18 protein-coding genes are annotated in these 16,990 nt (G+C 65.7%); 8 read left to right on the plus strand and 10 right to left on the minus strand.

Features of this window, described 5'->3' with window-relative positions; genetic code table 11:
• Nucleotides 1-26 precede the first annotated feature (26 nt).
• On the plus strand, nt 27-1,739 hold the full coding sequence (locus WKB88_RS03885; protein WP_341393257.1) for a thiamine pyrophosphate-dependent enzyme: 1,713 nt from the start codon (nt 27-29) through the stop codon (nt 1,737-1,739).
• A gap of 212 nt (nt 1,740-1,951) precedes the next feature.
• Here the strand turns inward: WKB88_RS03885 and WKB88_RS03890 are convergent, their stop codons facing one another.
• Together WKB88_RS03890 and WKB88_RS03895 are read right to left on the minus strand one after the other, a co-directional pair.
• Nucleotides 1,952-2,314, minus strand: coding sequence for a winged helix-turn-helix transcriptional regulator (locus WKB88_RS03890; RefSeq protein ID WP_341393258.1), 363 nt, complete (start codon nt 2,312-2,314; stop codon nt 1,952-1,954).
• A 75-nt stretch (nt 2,315-2,389) separates the two neighbouring features.
• Complete coding sequence (locus WKB88_RS03895; RefSeq protein ID WP_341393259.1) at nt 2,390-2,548, minus strand: hypothetical protein; 159 nt, start codon at nt 2,546-2,548, stop codon at nt 2,390-2,392.
• On the opposite strand from WKB88_RS03895, the gene WKB88_RS03900 reads away from it, so the two are divergent.
• From WKB88_RS03900 to WKB88_RS03915, 4 genes are all read left to right on the plus strand, one after another.
• Nucleotides 2,477-3,130: an SDR family NAD(P)-dependent oxidoreductase gene (locus WKB88_RS03900; protein ID WP_341393730.1), complete on the plus strand. Its 654-nt coding sequence runs from the start codon at nt 2,477-2,479 to the stop codon at nt 3,128-3,130. The genes WKB88_RS03895 and WKB88_RS03900 overlap by 72 nt on opposite strands.
• Before the next feature lie 191 nt (nt 3,131-3,321).
• Entirely contained in the window at nt 3,322-5,067 is a 1,746-nt protein-coding gene (gene menD, locus WKB88_RS03905) for a 2-succinyl-5-enolpyruvyl-6-hydroxy-3-cyclohexene-1-carboxylic-acid synthase (protein ID WP_341393260.1), read from the plus strand.
• 229 nt (nt 5,068-5,296) lie between these two features.
• Nucleotides 5,297-7,000: an HNH endonuclease signature motif containing protein gene (locus WKB88_RS03910; RefSeq protein ID WP_341393261.1), complete on the plus strand. Its 1,704-nt coding sequence runs from the start codon at nt 5,297-5,299 to the stop codon at nt 6,998-7,000.
• Nucleotides 7,001-7,016: 16 nt separating this feature from the next.
• Nucleotides 7,017-7,190 carry a hypothetical protein gene (locus tag WKB88_RS03915; protein ID WP_341393262.1) on the plus strand — a complete coding sequence of 58 codons (174 nt, stop codon included), beginning with the start codon at nt 7,017-7,019 and terminating at the stop codon, nt 7,188-7,190.
• Here the strand turns inward: WKB88_RS03915 and WKB88_RS03920 are convergent.
• From WKB88_RS03920 to WKB88_RS03940, 5 genes are all read right to left on the minus strand, one after another.
• Nucleotides 7,187-7,960 carry an amino acid ABC transporter ATP-binding protein gene (locus WKB88_RS03920; RefSeq protein ID WP_341393263.1) on the minus strand — a complete coding sequence of 258 codons (774 nt, stop codon included), beginning with the start codon at nt 7,958-7,960 and terminating at the stop codon, nt 7,187-7,189. The two genes, WKB88_RS03915 and WKB88_RS03920, sit on opposite strands and share 4 nt — an antisense overlap.
• Nucleotides 7,961-7,965: 5 nt before the next feature.
• Nucleotides 7,966-8,751, minus strand: a complete 786-nt coding sequence (locus WKB88_RS03925; protein ID WP_341393264.1) for an amino acid ABC transporter permease — start codon at nt 8,749-8,751, stop codon at nt 7,966-7,968.
• 88 nt (nt 8,752-8,839) lie between these two features.
• Nucleotides 8,840-9,628 (minus strand): transporter substrate-binding domain-containing protein, encoded by a 789-nt coding sequence (locus WKB88_RS03930; protein WP_341393265.1) that lies wholly within the window; start codon nt 9,626-9,628, stop codon nt 8,840-8,842.
• A 145-nt stretch (nt 9,629-9,773) separates the two neighbouring features.
• Complete coding sequence (locus WKB88_RS03935) at nt 9,774-10,565, minus strand: basic amino acid ABC transporter substrate-binding protein (protein WP_341393266.1); 792 nt, start codon at nt 10,563-10,565, stop codon at nt 9,774-9,776.
• A gap of 156 nt (nt 10,566-10,721) precedes the next feature.
• Nucleotides 10,722-12,041, minus strand: coding sequence for an isochorismate synthase (locus WKB88_RS03940; protein ID WP_445818865.1), 1,320 nt, complete (start codon nt 12,039-12,041; stop codon nt 10,722-10,724).
• A 164-nt stretch (nt 12,042-12,205) separates the two neighbouring features.
• Here WKB88_RS03940 and WKB88_RS03945 point away from each other — a divergent pair, with 164 nt between their 5' ends.
• The 3 genes from WKB88_RS03945 to WKB88_RS03955 are packed head-to-tail and all read left to right on the plus strand — an operon-like array spanning nt 12,206 to nt 15,318.
• Entirely contained in the window at nt 12,206-12,913 is a 708-nt protein-coding gene (locus WKB88_RS03945; RefSeq protein WP_341393267.1) for a demethylmenaquinone methyltransferase, read from the plus strand.
• Entirely contained in the window at nt 12,914-14,260 is a 1,347-nt protein-coding gene (locus WKB88_RS03950; protein ID WP_341393268.1) for a geranylgeranyl reductase family protein, read from the plus strand.
• A complete protein-coding gene (locus WKB88_RS03955; protein WP_341393269.1) occupies nt 14,257-15,318 on the plus strand; it encodes a polyprenyl synthetase family protein in 1,062 nt (353 codons plus the stop codon). The genes WKB88_RS03950 and WKB88_RS03955 overlap by 4 nt, the downstream gene beginning before the upstream one ends.
• Here WKB88_RS03955 and WKB88_RS03960 read toward each other — a convergent pair.
• The 3 genes from WKB88_RS03960 to WKB88_RS03970 are packed head-to-tail and all read right to left on the minus strand — an operon-like array spanning nt 15,315 to nt 16,968.
• The gene (locus tag WKB88_RS03960) at nt 15,315-15,842 is read right to left on the minus strand and encodes an HIT family protein (protein WP_341393270.1); all 528 of its coding nucleotides are present in this window, start codon (nt 15,840-15,842) and stop codon (nt 15,315-15,317) included. The two genes, WKB88_RS03955 and WKB88_RS03960, sit on opposite strands and share 4 nt — an antisense overlap.
• Before the next feature lie 10 nt (nt 15,843-15,852).
• Nucleotides 15,853-16,278, minus strand: coding sequence for a hypothetical protein (locus WKB88_RS03965; RefSeq protein ID WP_341393271.1), 426 nt, complete (start codon nt 16,276-16,278; stop codon nt 15,853-15,855).
• 57 nt (nt 16,279-16,335) lie between these two features.
• Nucleotides 16,336-16,968 carry a putative glycolipid-binding domain-containing protein gene (locus tag WKB88_RS03970; protein ID WP_341393272.1) on the minus strand — a complete coding sequence of 211 codons (633 nt, stop codon included), beginning with the start codon at nt 16,966-16,968 and terminating at the stop codon, nt 16,336-16,338.
• Nucleotides 16,969-16,990 lie beyond the last annotated feature (22 nt).

Here is a 16,990-nt window from a genome sequence, read left to right on the forward strand (position 1 = left end):
TGTATCCGAGCAACGAAAGTGAATAGATGACAACGACGTCAGGGCTGCCTCAGGCATCCTCCTTTTCCCGCGTGCCAGCTCCCGCCGCGGCGGCAGCCAACGCCCCCGCAACCAAGTCCGCCGGCCACGTCATTGTTGACTCGCTGGCTGCCCACGGGGTGGAACGGACCTATGTGGTGCCCGGCGAGAGCTTTTTGGATGTGCTGGACGGACTACACCGGTCGGCCATTGAAACCGTTGTGTGCCGGCACGAAGGCGGGGCCGCCTACATGGCCGAGGCCGCGGGCAAGATGCAGCAGCTGCCGGGCATCGCCATGGTCACCCGCGGGCCGGGTGCGGCCAACGCGCACGTCGGCCTGCACACGGCCTGGCAGGACTCCACGCCCATGGTGCTCTTTGTGGGCCTGATCCCGTTCGAGCACCGGGACCGCGAGGCGTTTCAGGAATTCGATATCAAAGCCTGGTTCGATACGGGCGCCAAACGGGTGATGGTCCTGGACCACCCCGAGCGGGCGTCCGAAATCGTGGCTGAAGCCATCTTCGCCGCCATGAGCGGCCGCCCGGGACCCGTCGTCGTCGGGCTCCCCGAAGACATCATCCGGCAGGAAATCAGTGCCGTTCTGCACCCGCCGATTCCTGTTGCGCCGGGCGGCATGACCGTTACGGACTGGAAGGCGCTGAAGGCTGCACTGAAGGAAGCCGAAAAGCCGCTGTTTGTCACCGGCGGCAACGACTGGACCCAGGAGGGGGCAGACGCCCTGACCCGGTGGCTGGAAGAGCACCACCTCCCTGCCGCCGCGGAATGGCGCTGTGAGGGCACCGTGCCGTTCGACTCGCCTTCCTACGTAGGGCCGATCGGGTACGGCCGGCCGAAGCCGACCTATGACCTGCTCGAGGAGACCGACCTGCTGATTTTTGTCGGCACCGTGCCCGGCGACGTGATCACTGACGGGTTCCTGGTTCGCCAGGACTGGACCAATAAGAACTTCCTGGTCACCATTGACCCCTCGATGCGCGGCCGGTCCGGCCCGGTTTCCTATCAGATCGTCGCCAAGCCTGACGTGTTTGTCCGGGACCTGGTGTTGATGGACCTGCCGGTCAAGGACGAGTGGAAGGCCTGGACCTCGCGCATGCGCCGCGAACAGGAGATGTTCTCCGCCCTGCCGCCGGCCGGCCCGGGGGACGGACCGGCGCGGATGGATACCCTGATGGCGCATCTGGTGCCGACGCTGCCGGACGACGCCATGATCACTTTGGGCGCCGGCGAGCACACCAACTGGGCCCACCGCTATTTCCCCACCAAGCGGTACGCCTCCATGGTCAGCGCCCGCAACGGTTCCATGGGCTACTCCGTTCCTTCGGCGGTCGCGGCGTCACTGACCTACCCGGGCCGGCGTGTGGTGACCATTGCCGGCGACGGCGAGTTCCTGATGAACGGACAGGAGCTGGCCACCGCGGCCCAGTACGGGGCCACCCCTCTGGTGATCGTGATGGACAACCAGGAGTACGGCACCATCCGCACCCACCAGGAACGCCATTATCCGGACCGGGTCTCCGGCACCCAGCTGAAGAACCCCGAGTTTGCACTCATGGCCCAGGCTTTTGGCGGCTTCGGCATCAAGGTGGAGCTCGACGCCGATGTTCCCGCCGCTGTTGAGGCTGCGCTCCGGGCGATTGATGAGGACAAGACGTTTGCGCTTATCCACCTGGTTGTGGAGCAGCGGGTCAAGGCGTACTAACGACGGGTGCGGGGGAGCGGGAGCCCGCCGTCGCCGGCGGCGGCGACGACCAGATCGCCGTCGTCGTTGGCCTTCAGCTACGGGGCGTGCAGCCTTTATGCGGCGGGATCACCGCGCAACAGCATGCAGGGAGGAGGACCTCACTCATCCCGCGCAGTCAGTCGAAGTTGCGCTAAGGGAGCGGACGCCGGGCCCGGCTTCCGCGGTGTTGCTTACTGGGCGTCGAAACGCTGACGTGCCTGTTCGATGCGATGAATGTTGTTCAGCACCCAGGTGCCGACTGCCCGAATAGGGGCCGCCATCTCCCGGCCGAGATCAGTCAGGGCGTACTCAACGCTTGGAGGTTTGGTCGGATACACGGTGCGAGCGACGAATCCCTCCCTCTCCAGACCGCGGAGAGTCGACGCAAGCATCTTGGGGGAAATCCCGCTGATGCGGCGCCGCAACTCAGCGAATCGTGTTGCCTCGATCTCCAACTGCATGAAGACCAGGACCGACCACTTGTCACCGACCCGTGCCAGCGTTTCCGTCGCGCGATCACAGTCGGCGGTTTCCCGCAGGTCATCTAGTTTCACAAAAGTGCCCCCTCGACGGCTTTCAACTCTGTGCATAGAGTCAGTAACTGATGGATACCAACTATGTCACCGTAATCAGGGAGATGCATCATCAATACACAACGAGTCGTCCTCATCACCGGCGGCACCTCCGGTATCGGGCTCGCCCTCGCGGAGGCCTTTCTGCGTCGCGGTGATGCTGTGGCCGTCTGCGGAAGATCCCGGCCCGCCCTCGACCGCATCAGCCTCAAGCACCCGGAAATCCTTGCCATTCAGGCAGATGTGACTGATGACGCCAAGCGAGCGGCCATGCTAAACAAGGTTGCGGAGAGGTTTGGGCGCCTCGATATCCTGGTCAACAACGCCGGAACTTTCATTGAGCGCGACTTCACTACCGCCGCTCTCGCCATGCGCGATCTGGAAGAGGAAGTACACCTCAACCTCACCGCACCGATCCGGCTCACCGGCGAAGCTCTGTCCCATTGGCCGAAACTGGAAGCGATTGTTTTCATCACCTCCGGGTTCGCACTGGTGTCGCCCACACGGGCCCCCACCTACGGGGCGGTAAAAGCGGGACTGCACGGTTTCGCAGATGGCCTTCGCAGACAACTCGCACCGCATGGCACGCATGTACTAGAGGTGCTTCCTCCCACAACAGACACCCCCATGAATGCCGGGGCCAGCGGGAAGATGCTTCCACCCTCAGCGGTCGCCGAAGCAACCCTTCAGGCCCTGGCTCACCGGCAACCGATGGCCCTGCCAGGAGGAACCAAGATGCTTCCGACGCTCATGCGGCTTACCCCACAGCGAGTCAGCCGCATGGTTGCTGCGATGTAGAGCAGCCCGCCATGCCAACGCTCAGCGTTGGCGGATCAGCGGTTCCCTCCGGCTTGATCTCATGCCCTTCGCACCCGAACTATCCGACATATGACTGTTTCTGCTCCGAACTGTTCAATTCTCTTTGCGGAAGGGTTTGTCTAGCAGCATCCGGGCATCACACCCCTGAACCCGAACCCTAGGATGGAGGAGTGACCGGATCTTCGAAAACTCCCAGCCCGTCCTCCGCCGCAGGCTCCGCTGAGCCGGGAGCGGGAAACAACCTCAGCTCGCTGCAGGCCGCACGCTCCGCCGTCTCCGCACTGATTGCAGCCGGGGTGACCGACGTCGTCGTTGCCCCCGGCTCGCGCAGCGCCCCGCTGGCCTACGCGCTGGCGGAAGCCGAAGCGCAGGGCCGGGTGACGGTGCACGTACGGATCGACGAGCGGGTTGCCGGCTTCACCGCCCTGGGCCTGGCCCGCGGCGGACACCGCCCGGCGGCAGTTGCCACCACCTCGGGCACCGCCGTGGGTGAACTGATGCCGGCGGTGATGGAGGCGCACCACGCCGGCGTGCCGCTCGTGGTGCTCTCCGCCGACCGGCCCGCGGAACTGCACGGCACCGGCGCCAACCAGACCACCGTCCAGCCCGGGATCTTCGCCGAGTTCCCCGCCGCCACTGCCGACATCCGCGCCGGAGACGATCCCGCCGGAGCCATCAGCGCCGCCTTTGACCGGGTCAGCGCCGGCAGTCCGGCAGGCCCGATCCACATCAACCTGCAGTTCCGCGAACCGCTGATCCCGCAGGACGGCGACACGGCCGGACTGCCCGCAGGTGACGCAGGCGCCGCGGCCGCCCCGGACACGGAACTGCCCGCCGACCCCGTCGCCACCGGCAGCGAAGCGGCAGTGCTCGCCAAGCACTCCGGCACCCGCCGCGCCGTCGTCATTGCCGGTGACGGCGCCGGTGAGATCGCCGCCCTGTTTGCCCGCCGCGCCGGACTGCCGCTGCTGGCCGAACCGTCCTCGAACGCCCGCTTCGGCCCGAACGCAATCGGCGCGTACCGGCTGCTGCTGGAGGAACTGGGCCCGGAGATTGAGCGGGTGGTGGTCTTCGGCCGGCCCACCCTGTCCCGTCCCGTGGCCGGGCTGCTCGCCCGCACAGACGTGGAGAAAGCAATCTACGTGCCGCGCCCGGTCAACTGGTTCACCGCCGGACGGCGCCCCGAAACCATCATCACCGATCTGGCCGGACTGTTCGACTTTGCCGGCGAAGGCACGCAGGGCTGGCTGGAACGCTGGCAAACCGCCTCGACCGCGGCGATGGCCGCGGTGTCCTCGCTGCTCGACGGGCAGAGTGAACTGAACGGCCTGCACGTTGCCGACCTAGTCTGGGACCACACCGACGGCAACCTGGTGCTCGGCTCTTCCAACCCGATCCGGGACATGGACCTGGTGGCGGCCCCGGACTGGCATCCGCTGGACGTCTACGCCAACCGCGGGCTGGCCGGCATTGACGGCACCATTGCCACGGCGGCGGGCATCGCGCTGGCCAACGGCATCCCCACCCGGGTGCTGCTGGGCGACCTCACTTTCCTGCACGACGCCGGCGCCCTCCTTCTGGGCCCCGGGGAACCGGAGCCGGACCTGCAGCTGGTGGTGCTGAACGACGGCGGCGGCGGCATCTTCTCCACCCTCGAGCACGGGGCGCTGGGGGAGCGGGCGGAGTACACCGCCGTCGTCGAGCGCTTTTTCGGTACCCCGCACACCGTGGACATCTCGGCGCTGGCGGCCGCCTACGGGGTGCCGCACCGGCTGGTCCGCACGGCGGATGAGCTCGACGCCGCACTGGACGCTCCCGTTGCCGGCCGTTCCATCCTGGAGGTCCCGGTGCGCCGGGATTCCCTGCGGGAGCTGCATGCGAAGGTCAGGCAAGCCGTGCAGAAGGTGCTCGCCTAGTCCAGGCGGGCTCGTCCGGGGGCGTTCCATTGCTGCCGCAGCTGCCCCTGTCACTGAACCAGTCTCCTCCGCCGGTGGGACCGCTGAGCGGCGGCTGAGTATTAGGACAATCGAGCAAGTGGTGCCGCTGAAAAGACGGGTATTTGGAAGGTCTACAACGGGCCTGTTTTGACCCGTTTTGGACCTTATTCGAAGCGGAAATGTCAGAGGCGGGTGAAAGCCTGAAGTCATGGATCAGCACCGGAGAAATCCCGGCACGAAAGCCGGACCTGAACAGGCTGCGGAACCCCGCAGTCTGGCGGTCTATGAGGCCGAGCTGGTCCCTGCCGCTGTCTCCACCGACAGTCCTGTGGCAGCATCTGACGGCGTCGCCCGCGAAGGTCCCGTAGCAGCGGCCACATCCACCGAACATCCGGCCGAACGGGTCTCCGCTGCCGAACCAGCCTCCGCATACCGGGACGGGCTCACCGGGTCGCTGGCACTGCATGGTGTCGAGGTCCTGGACGATGAAGCAGCAGGTGCCGTCCTCTCGCATCTGGATCACCTGATCCGGTGGGCGCAGGCGCAGCAGGCCAAGGTCCTGCACCGGATCGAGACCGTCTACCGGGAGGACATTCGCTCCGCGACCGGCAAACTCGACCCCAAGCTGGCCTTCAGCCTCGCTGCCTCGGAAGCGGCAACGATCCTGCAGCTGCCGTATAACACCGGGAAACGGCTCATGGTCGAGGCCGGAACCCTGTGCCAGACCCATGCCGCCACGCTGGCGAAGTTGCAGGACGGCGGAATCAGTTACGGACATGTCCAGACAGCGCTGGAACAATCGGTCGGTGTGCCGGGCCCGGCGCTGCCCGCCTTCGAAGCGAAGCTACTGGAGATGGCGGACGGGCAAACCCGGCCCCAGTTCGCTATTCGCGCTCGCCGGCTGCGCGAGAAGCAGTACCCCGAGACCATTGTCGAGCGGCAAAATATTGCGTTCGAGCAGCGGAAGGTGTGTCTGGAACCCGGTCAGGACGGGATGTCCTGGCTTTCAGCGTTGCTGCCTGCGGAGAAGGTGCAAGTAATCTTCACCCAGCTGTGCCAGGCGGCCCGGGGTGAGCAGGCCGCCGGGGATCCGCGCACGGTGGATCAGTTGCGTGCGGACATTCTGCAGGATCTGCTGCTCAATGGCGGCTACACCTGCAGCGGCGAAACTTCGGAAGAGGAAGCCAGATCACCCAAGCGTTCCGGTACCACCGAGGGATCCGGTACCGCCGAGGGTTCCGGTACCGCCGAGGGATCCGGTACCACCTGCGCCGGCGGCGGACTCAAAGCCCGGGGAGAGATCCTGGTGCTGATCACCGCCGAAACCCTCTTCGGCGCAGACGACCAGCCCGCCGAACTGCACGGGTACGGGCCGATCAGTCCGCAGACCGCCCGCCGAATGGCCCGCGAGGCAGCGAAATGGACACTGGTGGAGCGGGAACCGGACACCGAGGAAATCCTCCGCCTGGGCCGAAGAAGGAAAGTCCCCTCCGGACTCAAGCGTTGGCTGCGGGCGCGCGATGGAACCTGCCGGTTCCCGGGGTGCCGGTCCAACGCGGTTATCTGCGAAATCGACCACACCAAACCCTGGGCCCAGGGCGGCGCCACCGACCACGACAACCTCGAGCATCTCTGCCGGCGGCACCACATGTTCAAAACCGAGGGCTTCTGGAAGGCCCGACAACCCGAGCCCGGCATCATCGCGTGGACGTCACCCGCCGGCCGGACCTACCGGACCGAACCGCACTTCTCCCTTGCCTCCGATGCTTCCCATGCCTCCGATACTTCCGACACCTCCGATGCCGAGCAACCTCCCGGACCTCCCCATCGGGTCCAACCGCATTTCCCGATCCCGAACGTGCCCGAGAGCGACGGCCCGGATGACTACGGCGCAGACCCGCCGCCGTTCTAGGTGCCTTTCTCCGTTCATGTCCGACCCCGTCGTACGAAGCGGCAGCCCGCCCCGGGAACCGCACTACCTCGATGTCCTGGATGAAGAAGCCGCCGTTGCCTGGGCATACCCAGACAGCGCAGGCCCGGCCAAAACAAAAGCAGCCATCCCGCACCGAAGTGCGGGATGGCTGCTGCGGCAGAAGGCCTAGAGCACCTTGGAGAGGAACTCGCGGGTGCGCGGGTGCTGCGGGTTGTCCAGGACGTCGCTCGGGCGGCCCTGCTCGACAACGACGCCGCCGTCCATGAAGACCACGCGGTCACCGACTTCACGGGCAAAGCCGATCTCGTGGGTCACCACCATCATGGTCATGCCTTCCTCAGCCAGGTTGCGCATGACGGCGAGCACGTCGCCCACGAGCTCGGGGTCAAGGGCGGAGGTGGGCTCGTCAAAGAGCATCATGTCCGGATCCATGGACAGCGCCCGGGCAATGGCCACGCGCTGCTGCTGGCCGCCGGAAAGCTGGGCGGGGAACGCATCGCCGCGGTCGCCCAGGCCCACCTTGGCCAGGTTCTTCCGGGCAACTTCCTCGGCCTCGGCCTTGCCGCGCTTTTTGGCGCGGCGCTGGGCCAGCGTGAGGTTCTTCAGCACGTTCAGGTGCGGGAAGAGGTTGAACTGCTGGAACACAATGCCGATCCGGGTGCGGACCTTGTCCAGGTCCGTCTCGGGATCGGTGATGTCTACGCCCTCCACCAGGATGGTGCCGCTGGTGGGCTCCTCCAGGCGGTTGACGCAGCGCAGCAGGGTGGACTTGCCGGAACCGGACGGGCCGATCACGCAGACCACTTCGCCCTGGTCCACGTGGAAGTCGATGCCCTTGAGGACCTCATTGGAGCCGAAGCTCTTGTGCAGGTTCCGCACCTGGATGGCGGGTACGGCGGTGTTGGCGGCGGCGGGGGAGCTGGATGCTGCAGTGCTCATGGCAGTCACCGGCCTCTCTGGTTGTGGCGTTCAAGCTTGGCCACCAGCTGCGTCAGCGGCAGCGTGATGATGAGGTACATCAGGGCAGCCAGCACCAGCGGAGTGGCGTTGGCATTCTGCGAGACGGCATCGCGGGCAAACGTGGTGAGTTCGCGGTCCGCCAGCGCCATGCCGGCGATGAACAGCAGCGAGGTGTCCTTGATCAGGATCACCAGCTCGTTGGTCAGCGGGGGAGTGATGATGCGGAAGGCCTGCGGCAGGGTCACGGAGACCATGGTCCAGGCCGGGCCCATGCCCAGCGAGCGGGCGGCTTCGATCTGGCCGGGAGGAACCGCCTGGATGCCGGCGCGGATGGTCTCGGCGATGTACGCGGCGGACACCACGATCAGGGCGATCAGGCCGGCGCCGGCATTGCCGCCCGGCGGACGCCAGGAGAACGCGATCGGCACTGCGAAGGCAAAGGCGAAGATCACCAGCAGGGCGGGCAGGCCGCGGAAGATTTCGATGTACGCGGTGGCGGCCCAGCGGTAGGGTGCCACCGGGGAGAGCTTCATCAGGGCCAGGATCAGGCCCAGCAGCAGGCCGCCGGCAAAGGCGATGGCCGTGTAGATGATGGTGTTCTTCGCGGCCACCGTGATGATGGTCGGGAAGGCCTCCTTTGCCACTTCGGGGTCAAAGAAGTTCACCCCGATGGCTTTCCAGTCCGCAAGCAGGACTACGGCCAGAACGACCAGGATAAAGACGGCATACAGGCTGCCCCGGAAGAGGCGTCTGCGGGTGGAGGGTTTCAAGGTGGAGCCTTCCGCGGAAGATATGTGTGGCGCCGTCCCGGATTGGATCGCAACCCGGGACGGCGGAACGTTCAGTGCTTGTCAGTGCTTATTCAGCAAAGTATTTGTCGTAGATCTCGGAGTACTTGCCGTTGTCCTGCAGTTCGGCCAGCTGGGCGTTGACCTCTTCGATCAGGGCAGCGTTTTCCTTCTTGGAGGCGAAGCCGTAGGACTCGTCCGTTTCGTATTCCTCCACGATGTCGTAGCCGCCCTCCTTCGTGTGGGAGGTATTCACCGCGATGTCCTGCAGGATGGCGTCAATGCTTCCGCCCTGGATGGCCTGGAACAGTTCGCCGTCGCCGGGGTATTCAATGATTTCGGCGTCTTTGACGTTTTCCTGCGCATAAGCGGCACCCGTGGTGGTCTGCTGCACGCCAACCCGCTTGCCGGCCAGATCATCAATGCTCTTGATGTCTGAGCCTTCCGGAACCATCAGGGTCTGCAGGGAGTCGTAGTACGGGTCACTGAACAGCAGCTTTTCTGCGCGCTCGGGCGTGATGGTGACGGCGCTGGCGCTCAGATCGCACATTCCGGCGCTGACGGCGGTACCGCCCTGAATAGCCTCAAAGCCCTGTTGCTGGATTTCCGTCTCGAGTCCCATGCCCGCAGCGATTTCCCGAATAAGGTCAATGTCGAAACCGGTGTATTCCCCGTCTTCGACATACTCGAACGGCACGTACGGAATTTCAGAGCAAACCGTCAGGGTTCCTTCCGAGACCAGGCCAAGTTCGGAACCGGAACCGGCGTCGGCGGACGAATCGTCCCCGCCGCAGGAGGTCAGTGCCAGGGCGCCCAGAGTCACTGCGGCAAGGGCGGTTCTGCGTGCTTTTGTCAGCATGGATCTATAACCTTTTCGTGGACGGAGCCAGTGGCGATTGCCCCTTCATAAACAGATGAAAGCAATCTAGATTCTACGCACGTCTGAATTCCGCGGGGGTATCGACGGCGGAGCCTCGGCCGGGCAACCGGTCCGCGCGCGGGCGTTATTCGGTGAAGTACTTGTCGTAAAGCTCGGTGTACTTTCCATTCTCGCGCATGGCGGCGAGCTGCTTGTTGACCTCTTCAACCAGCTTCTCGCTGCCTTCCTTCTTCATCGCCAGGCCGTACGCCTCACCGGTGGGGTAAGTGGCCGCGATCGTAAAGGAATCACCGTCGGTGTGGGTAAGGTTCACGGGCAGGTCCTGCAGCACCGCGTCGATGTTGCCGGCCTGTAGCGCCTGGAAGAGTTCGGCGTCGGTCTGGTAGGCAATGACCTCGGTGTCGGAGGGTGCATTGTCGCGGGCATAGGTTTCACCCGTGGTGCCCTGCTGGATGCCAATCTTCTTCCCGCCCATGTCCTCCAGCGACTTAGCCGTGGAATCGGCCGACACCAGCAGCGACTGCAGTGAGTCGTAGTAGGGGTCGGAGAACGCCAGGTTCTTTTCGCGTTCGGGGGTGATGGAGACAGCCGCCGCAATCAGGTCACACTGGTTGGCGGCGAGAACGGTGCCGCTCTGCAGGCCGTCGAAGCTGGCGTTCTGGACTTCCAGCTCCAGTCCCATCCCCGCAGCAATTTCCCGGGTGAGGTCCATGTCGAAGCCGGTGTACTCCCCGTCGTCGCCCACGTATTCAAAGGGCTCAAACGGAACGTTGGAGCAAACGGTCAGTGCACCCTCGTTGACCAGAGGGATTCCGGACTCCGTTTCCGCCGTCCCGCCGCCGCCGCTGCAGGCAGTTGCGGTCAGGGCGCCGAGAGCCAGAACGGCTGCAAGTGCGGTGCGTGCTTTGTTCAGCATGGAAAGAACCTCAGATCGGAAAAAGACGGAACCGGTTCCGGCGAACCGGAGCGCATCAGGGCCTGCATAATTATGCATGCTCACTCAATTATACGCACTCCGGGGAGGTGCTTTTACACGTCTTGGATCACACGGTCAAGGGTTGGTTCCGGGCACCTAGGGCCACTGGACGGCGCCGGCGGCCCGGTCCAGCTCCAGCGCTTCAAGCATGGGCCGGAACTTGCTCCAGGTCTCCGCCAGCTCCGCGGCGGGGTTGGAACCGGCAACAATGCCGCAGCCTGCATACAGGCGGACGGTGCGGGGATCCTCAATAACGGCACCGCGCAGGGCGATGCCCCATTCGCCGTTGCCGTCAGCATCCATCCAGCCCACCGGGCCGGCGTACGGCCCCCGGTCCATGTGTTCAAGCTCGCTGATCAGCTCACCGGCAACGCTCGTCGGGAACCCGCACACGGCTGCGGTGGGATGCAGTGCTTCCACCAGCGCCAGCGAGGTGGGGATCCCGCCGTCGGCCCCGGGGGCCAGATCAGCGGCGACGTCGGAGGCCAGGTGCCACACATTGGGCAGTTCCAGCACAAAGGGTTCGGTGTGCGAGGTCATCGAGGAAGTGAACGGCTCCAGCTGCCGGGTGAGCGAGTCGATGGCAATTTGATGCTCGTGGCGCTGCTTGTCGGATCCGGCGAGCACCCGCTGCGGGTAGTCCGGGTCATCGGCCGGCGCTGTGGCCCGGTCCAGCGTTCCGGCGAGCACCCGGGCGCGGGCTACACCGTTCTCCACCTTGATCAGCATTTCCGGAGTGGAGCCGATCAGCCCGTCAACGGAATAGGTCCAGCAGCTGCGGTAGCGCAGGGCCAGCTCGCGCAGCACCTGTGCCGCGGAAACCGGTGATCCGAGCGACGCGACAATGTCGCGGGCCAGGACGATCTTGCTCAAGTCGCCGGCATTAATGTGCGCCACGGAGCGGGCGACGGCGTTCTTCCATTCCGCCTCGGTGAGGACGCCCGGAAGGATGCGGTCTTCGGGGTCCGGCTCGCGGGCCACGGGAACTTCGTCCAGATAGTGGGCCAGGGCCGTCTGTGCGGTGGCCAGGCTCAGCTCGGCGTCGGGGTCGGCGGTTGTCTGCGTGATCCAGGCGGCACCGTCGCGGCAGCCGACTATGATCTCCGGAACGATGAGCCGGGACTCAAAGGGGGAGCGCTTGGAGAAGCCGAAGGAGCCGAATGCGGCCAGCCCGCTGCCTGGAACCTCCAGGGGATTCTCAATGTCGGCGTCGTCGGCCAGCTTCAGCCACCACTGCTGCGCATCGGCAAACCGCTCCGGCCCGCTCGCGGTGAAACGGGCGCTTTCGCCAAAGCCCACCAGCCCCTCACCGCTGCGGATCCAGGCAAGCTGGTCATTGAGGACCAGATACTCCAGCAGCCCGATTGTGGCGGACAGCTCACCAATGGGCACGGTCAGGGAACGCAGGGTGGTCATAATGACTCCAGCCTACTCCCAGTCCGGATGTGCCGGAGGTTACCTGCACCCCGCCGGCCCCGTACCTGCGGCCCGGGGCGGGCGGGCACTGCCCGGGCAGGTGAGGGACCAGACACAGCCGCCTCGGGTTCGGTCCCCTGCACATTCTTTGAGACAATGATCGAGTGAATCGCGCATCGTTGGATAAACGCCCGGATGAAGTCGCTGCCATGTTTGACGACGTGGCACCGAAATACGACGTCGTGAACGACGTGCTGTCCCTCGGGCAGACACGCCGCTGGCGCCGCATCGTGGTGGACGCCGTCGGCGCCTCGCCCGGTCAGCGGGTCCTGGACCTGGCCGCCGGTACCGGAACCTCCAGCGAGCCCTACGCCGACGCCGGCATCAACGTGGTGGCCTGCGACTTCTCCCTGGGCATGCTCAAGGTGGGCAAGCGCCGCCGCCCCGACATCGACTTTGTAGCCGGAGACGCCACCAACCTGCCGTTCGAGGACAACTCCTTTGACGCGTCCACCATCTCCTTCGGCCTGCGCAACGTGAATGAGCCGAAGAAGGCCCTCGCTGAAATGCTGCGTGTTACCAAGCCCGGCGGCCGCCTGGTCATCGCCGAGTTCTCCGCGCCCACCGTGCCCGTGTGGCGCACCATGTATACCGAGTACCTGATGCGTGCACTGCCGCCGATTGCCCGGAAGGTTGCGTCCAATCCCGACGCCTACGTCTACCTGGCCGAGTCCATCCGCGCCTGGCCCAATCAGGACGAACTGGCTGCCTGGGTCGCCGAATCCGGCTGGACCGACGTCGCCTACCGCAACCTCACCGGCGGCATCGTGGCCATTCACCGCGCTGTGAAGCCGGGGAGGACAGCCATCTAAGTGAGCGTCCTCATTGTCGGAGCCGGCCCCGCCGGTTCCACCGCGGCCTACCACCTTGCCCGGGCCGGAGTGGAAGTTACCGTCCTGGAAAAAACCTCGTTTCCGCGGGAAAAGGTCTGCGGCGACGGCCTTACTCCGCGTGCCGTCCGGGAAGTCCAGCTCCTGGATCTGCCCCACGACGAAGCCGACGGCTGGCGCCGGAACAAGGGACTGCGCCTCATTGCCGCCGGCCGCACCCTTGAGCTGCCGTGGCCGGTGCTCTCGGATTTCCCCGACTACGGCCTGATCCGTACCCGTTTGGGCTTTGATGAAGCTCTGGCCCGTCATGCCGAGGCTGCCGGCGCCACCATCCTGGAACGCCATTCGGTTACCGCCGCGGTGCGCGACGACGCCGGCCGGGTCACCGGCGTGGTGGCCAACGTGCTCGACGACGCCGGCCGGCGCACGGGGGAGACCCGGGAGTTCTCCGCCGACGTCGTCCTGGCCGCTGACGGCAACTCCAGCCGCACCGCACTGAGCTTAGGGCTCGAAAAGCGCGACGACCGGCCGCTGGGCGTGGCCGTGCGCACCTACTTCCAGAGTCCGCGCACCAACGATGACTGGATGGAAGGCTGGCTGGAACTTCCCGACGCCGCCGGAAACCCGCTGCCCGGCTACGGCTGGGTCTTCGGCGTAGGCGACGGAACCTCCAACGTGGGCCTGGGCATCCTGAACTCCTCCAAGGAATTCGGCAAGCTCGACTACCGCAAGGTGCTGCGGGAATGGACCGCGGGCATGCCCGCCGAGTGGGGGTTCAGCCCCGAGAACCAGGTGGGGGAAATCCGCGGTGCTGCCCTGCCGATGGGCTTCAACCGCACCCCGCACTACTCGCCGGGACTGCTCCTGCTCGGCGATGCCGGCGGCATGGTGTCCCCGTTCAACGGCGAGGGCATTTCCTACGCCATGGAATCCGCCCGGTTTGCCGCGGACTTCATAGTGGCCGCGGAAAGCGAAGCCCGCACACCGGGACTGCTCTCCGCCGACGCGGCCTTTGACCGCCGTCTCTCCGGCTACTCCGACCACATCCGCGCCGAATGGGGCAGCCACTTCACCCTGGGCAGGATCTTTGCGGGGCTGATCGGCAAACCGGCCATCATGAAGCTCGCGCTGCGCACCGGCATGCCGATTCCGGTGCTGATGCGGTTTGTGGTGCGAATGCTGGCCAACCTCACGGACCACAGCAGCAAGGGTTCGGAGGATAGAGTTATCGCCGTGCTGGAAGCCCTGGTTCCGGCCGCCTCGAATCAAGATGCAGGACCCAGCCAGCCGTCCAACCCGCTCCGACGAAAAGTTAGTCTAAAACCGTGACTGAATCCTCGAACACCAGCCCGGATAGTGCCGCCGACGAGGCCGCGCCTGTGCTGCCGGCCGGATTCGCGCTGATCGCCGAAGACCCGCAGCTGGGTCCTTCGATCGCTGCGTCCCTGGAACAGGTCGAAGCCGAACTCCTGGACGCGATTTCCAACTCCGATCCCTTCGCCAACGCCACCTCGCGCCACCTGGCCGAGGCAGGCGGCAAGCGGATCCGACCGCTCCTCGCGCTGCTGGCCTCGCATCTGGGCCCGGAGCCGACCAACGCCAAGGTGATCCAGTCCGCCGTCGTCGTCGAACTGACGCATCTGGCAACCCTGTACCACGACGACGTCATGGACTCCGCGCCGCTGCGCCGGGGCGCTCCCACCGCGCACGAGGTCTGGGGCAACTCGGTGGCGGTGCTGACCGGCGATCTGATTTTCGCCCGCGCGTCCTCCCTGGTGTCCGAACTTGGCGGCGAAGCGCTGGGCATTCAGGCCCGCACCTTTGAGCGGCTCTGCCTGGGCCAGCTGCACGAGACAGTGGGCCCCAACGACGGCCAGGATCCGCTGGAACACTACCTCTCCGTCATCTCCGGCAAGACGGCGTCGCTGATTGCCGCCTCCGGGCAGCTCGGCGCACTGTTCTCCGGCGCGACGCGCCAGGCGATCGACATCATGGTGGAGTACGGCGAGAAGGTCGGCACCGCCTTCCAGCTGGCCGACGACGTCATTGACGTGACCGGCCTCGAGGCCAAATCCGGCAAGACGCCGGGCACCGACCTGCGCGAAGGCGTTCCCACCCTGCCGGTGCTGCTGCTGCGGCGCAACGCCGCTGCCGGCGATGCGGAAGCCGCCGCCGTGCTGGATCTGGTGGACGGGGACCTGAGCTCGGACGACGCACTGTCCGCGGCCGTGGAAGCCCTGCGGGAAAACCCGGCAACCGCCGAAGCATGGGCAGTGGCCCGGCAGTGGTCCGACGAGGCCGTGGCGGTGCTGGAGCCGCTGCCCGAGTCCGTGGTGAAGCGGGCACTGGCCAGCTTCGCCCACGCAGTGGTGGAGCGGGACGTCTAGAGCCCGTACTCCGAGACGGTGAGGACTGACTTGAGCTCCCGGGCCTTCCGGGCGCGGACGGCCGGATCCACGATCGGGCGCTTGGGCGTGAAGTAAAGCCCGTCATTGTCCCAGCGGGGCAGCACATGCTGGTGGTAGTGCCAGACATGCTGGCTGCCGGCCGGCTCGTTGTGCTGCCGGGTGGTGACGCCGTCGGGCCGCCAGGCCTTTTTGATGGCCACCGCAATGTCGCGGGTGACAATCATCAGGCGGGCGGCGACGTCGTCGGGCAGTTCATACAGCAGCTCGAAATGCTCCCGGGGAGTCACCAGGACGTGCCCGGGCTCCGGATCGAAGCCGTGCGAGGCGATGAACGCCAGCACCAGCTCGTCCGAGTAGACCAGGTCCCCGGGCTCGCACAGGTTGCCCGGAGCCTTGAACTCCCCGGAGGCCATGTCACAGAACGGGCACTGGTAGTTTTCGGGTGCATGGCTGGGCCAGATGGCCTTCCGCGGCGCATCGCCAACCGTGCCGGGCTGCTGCATTCAGGGCTCCTTAGTTCGGATCTTCCTCAAAGACCCACTCAAACATGTCAAAGACGTATTCGCTGAAGGTTCCTTCTTCGCTCTGCCAGTCGCCGCGGGCGTTGTTGCGCCGCCAGACGATCGGGTCGGGAACATCGAGCTGGTCCACGCGGAAACCCCAGGCAAACTTCTCGTCCTCGTCCTCGAGGAAGAGCAGGTAGCCGTCCTCGATTTCGAGTTCGTCCGGATCCCAGAAGAAGTGGAAGGCCTCCATGAGGTCCTCGTTGTTGCCCAGGGCGAGGTAGAACTCCCGCAGCACCAGGGGGATGGTGAAGTCGTGGGCGTCCAGCATTTCGTTCAGGACGTCTGCAGGGATGCCGTCTTCTTCTTCGCGCCAGTCATCCTCAAGATACTTGGGGACCAGGGCTTTGAATTTGTCCAGGAACATTTGACTCAATGGGGTCTCCAAAATTGCGGGTGGTGTACTTCAATCCTAGCCGGGTGCGAAGGCCCCTCAGCGCACCCGCACAGCCAGGCGGGGATAGTTCAGCACGGCGCCGTCGGCATCCACGGTCAGCTCCGCGGTGAAGTCTCGGGTGGCCGAACTGTAGAGCACAACCCCGTACCCGCGGGCGTCGTCGTAGGCCGAAACCTGCGAGTAGACCTGGTTGCTGGGCAGCACCCGCAGGCTCGGCATTTCCACCCAGGCCATGGTGAGCGGGGTGTCGTCCACGGGCGCGGCGGAGTTCAGCAGGTCCAGGCGGAGGACGGGCATGGTGTTCGTCAGGGGGCACAGGGCCAGGTCCACATCCTGGGCGTTGTCCAGGGCGCGGGGGTCGGTGATTCCCGGGGCGGGGAGTCCGGCGTCGCCGGAGACTTCCGTTTCCGCGCTCCACTTCCCGTCGCTGGAGCGGGTGAGTTCAAGGGACCGCGACCAGCCGGGGGCCTGGACCTGGATGCTGAACCGGCGGGTGACCCAGCCGGTGGAAGTGGTGAGTGTCCACGTGGCGGTGTAGTCCTCCGTGACGGAAGTGCCCCCGGCCGCGAGTTCCCGCTCGCGGAAAGAGACAGCTGCGGTGTCCCGGCGTGCGGAGTTGTCCACGCCCTGCCAGCGGAAGATTCGGGCGGGCCGCACGCTGTTGTCCATCCCTACACCCTATGGTTCACGC

This window comes from Arthrobacter sp. G119Y2 (assembly GCF_038069765.1).
GTDB lineage: Bacteria > Actinomycetota > Actinomycetes > Actinomycetales > Micrococcaceae > Arthrobacter_B.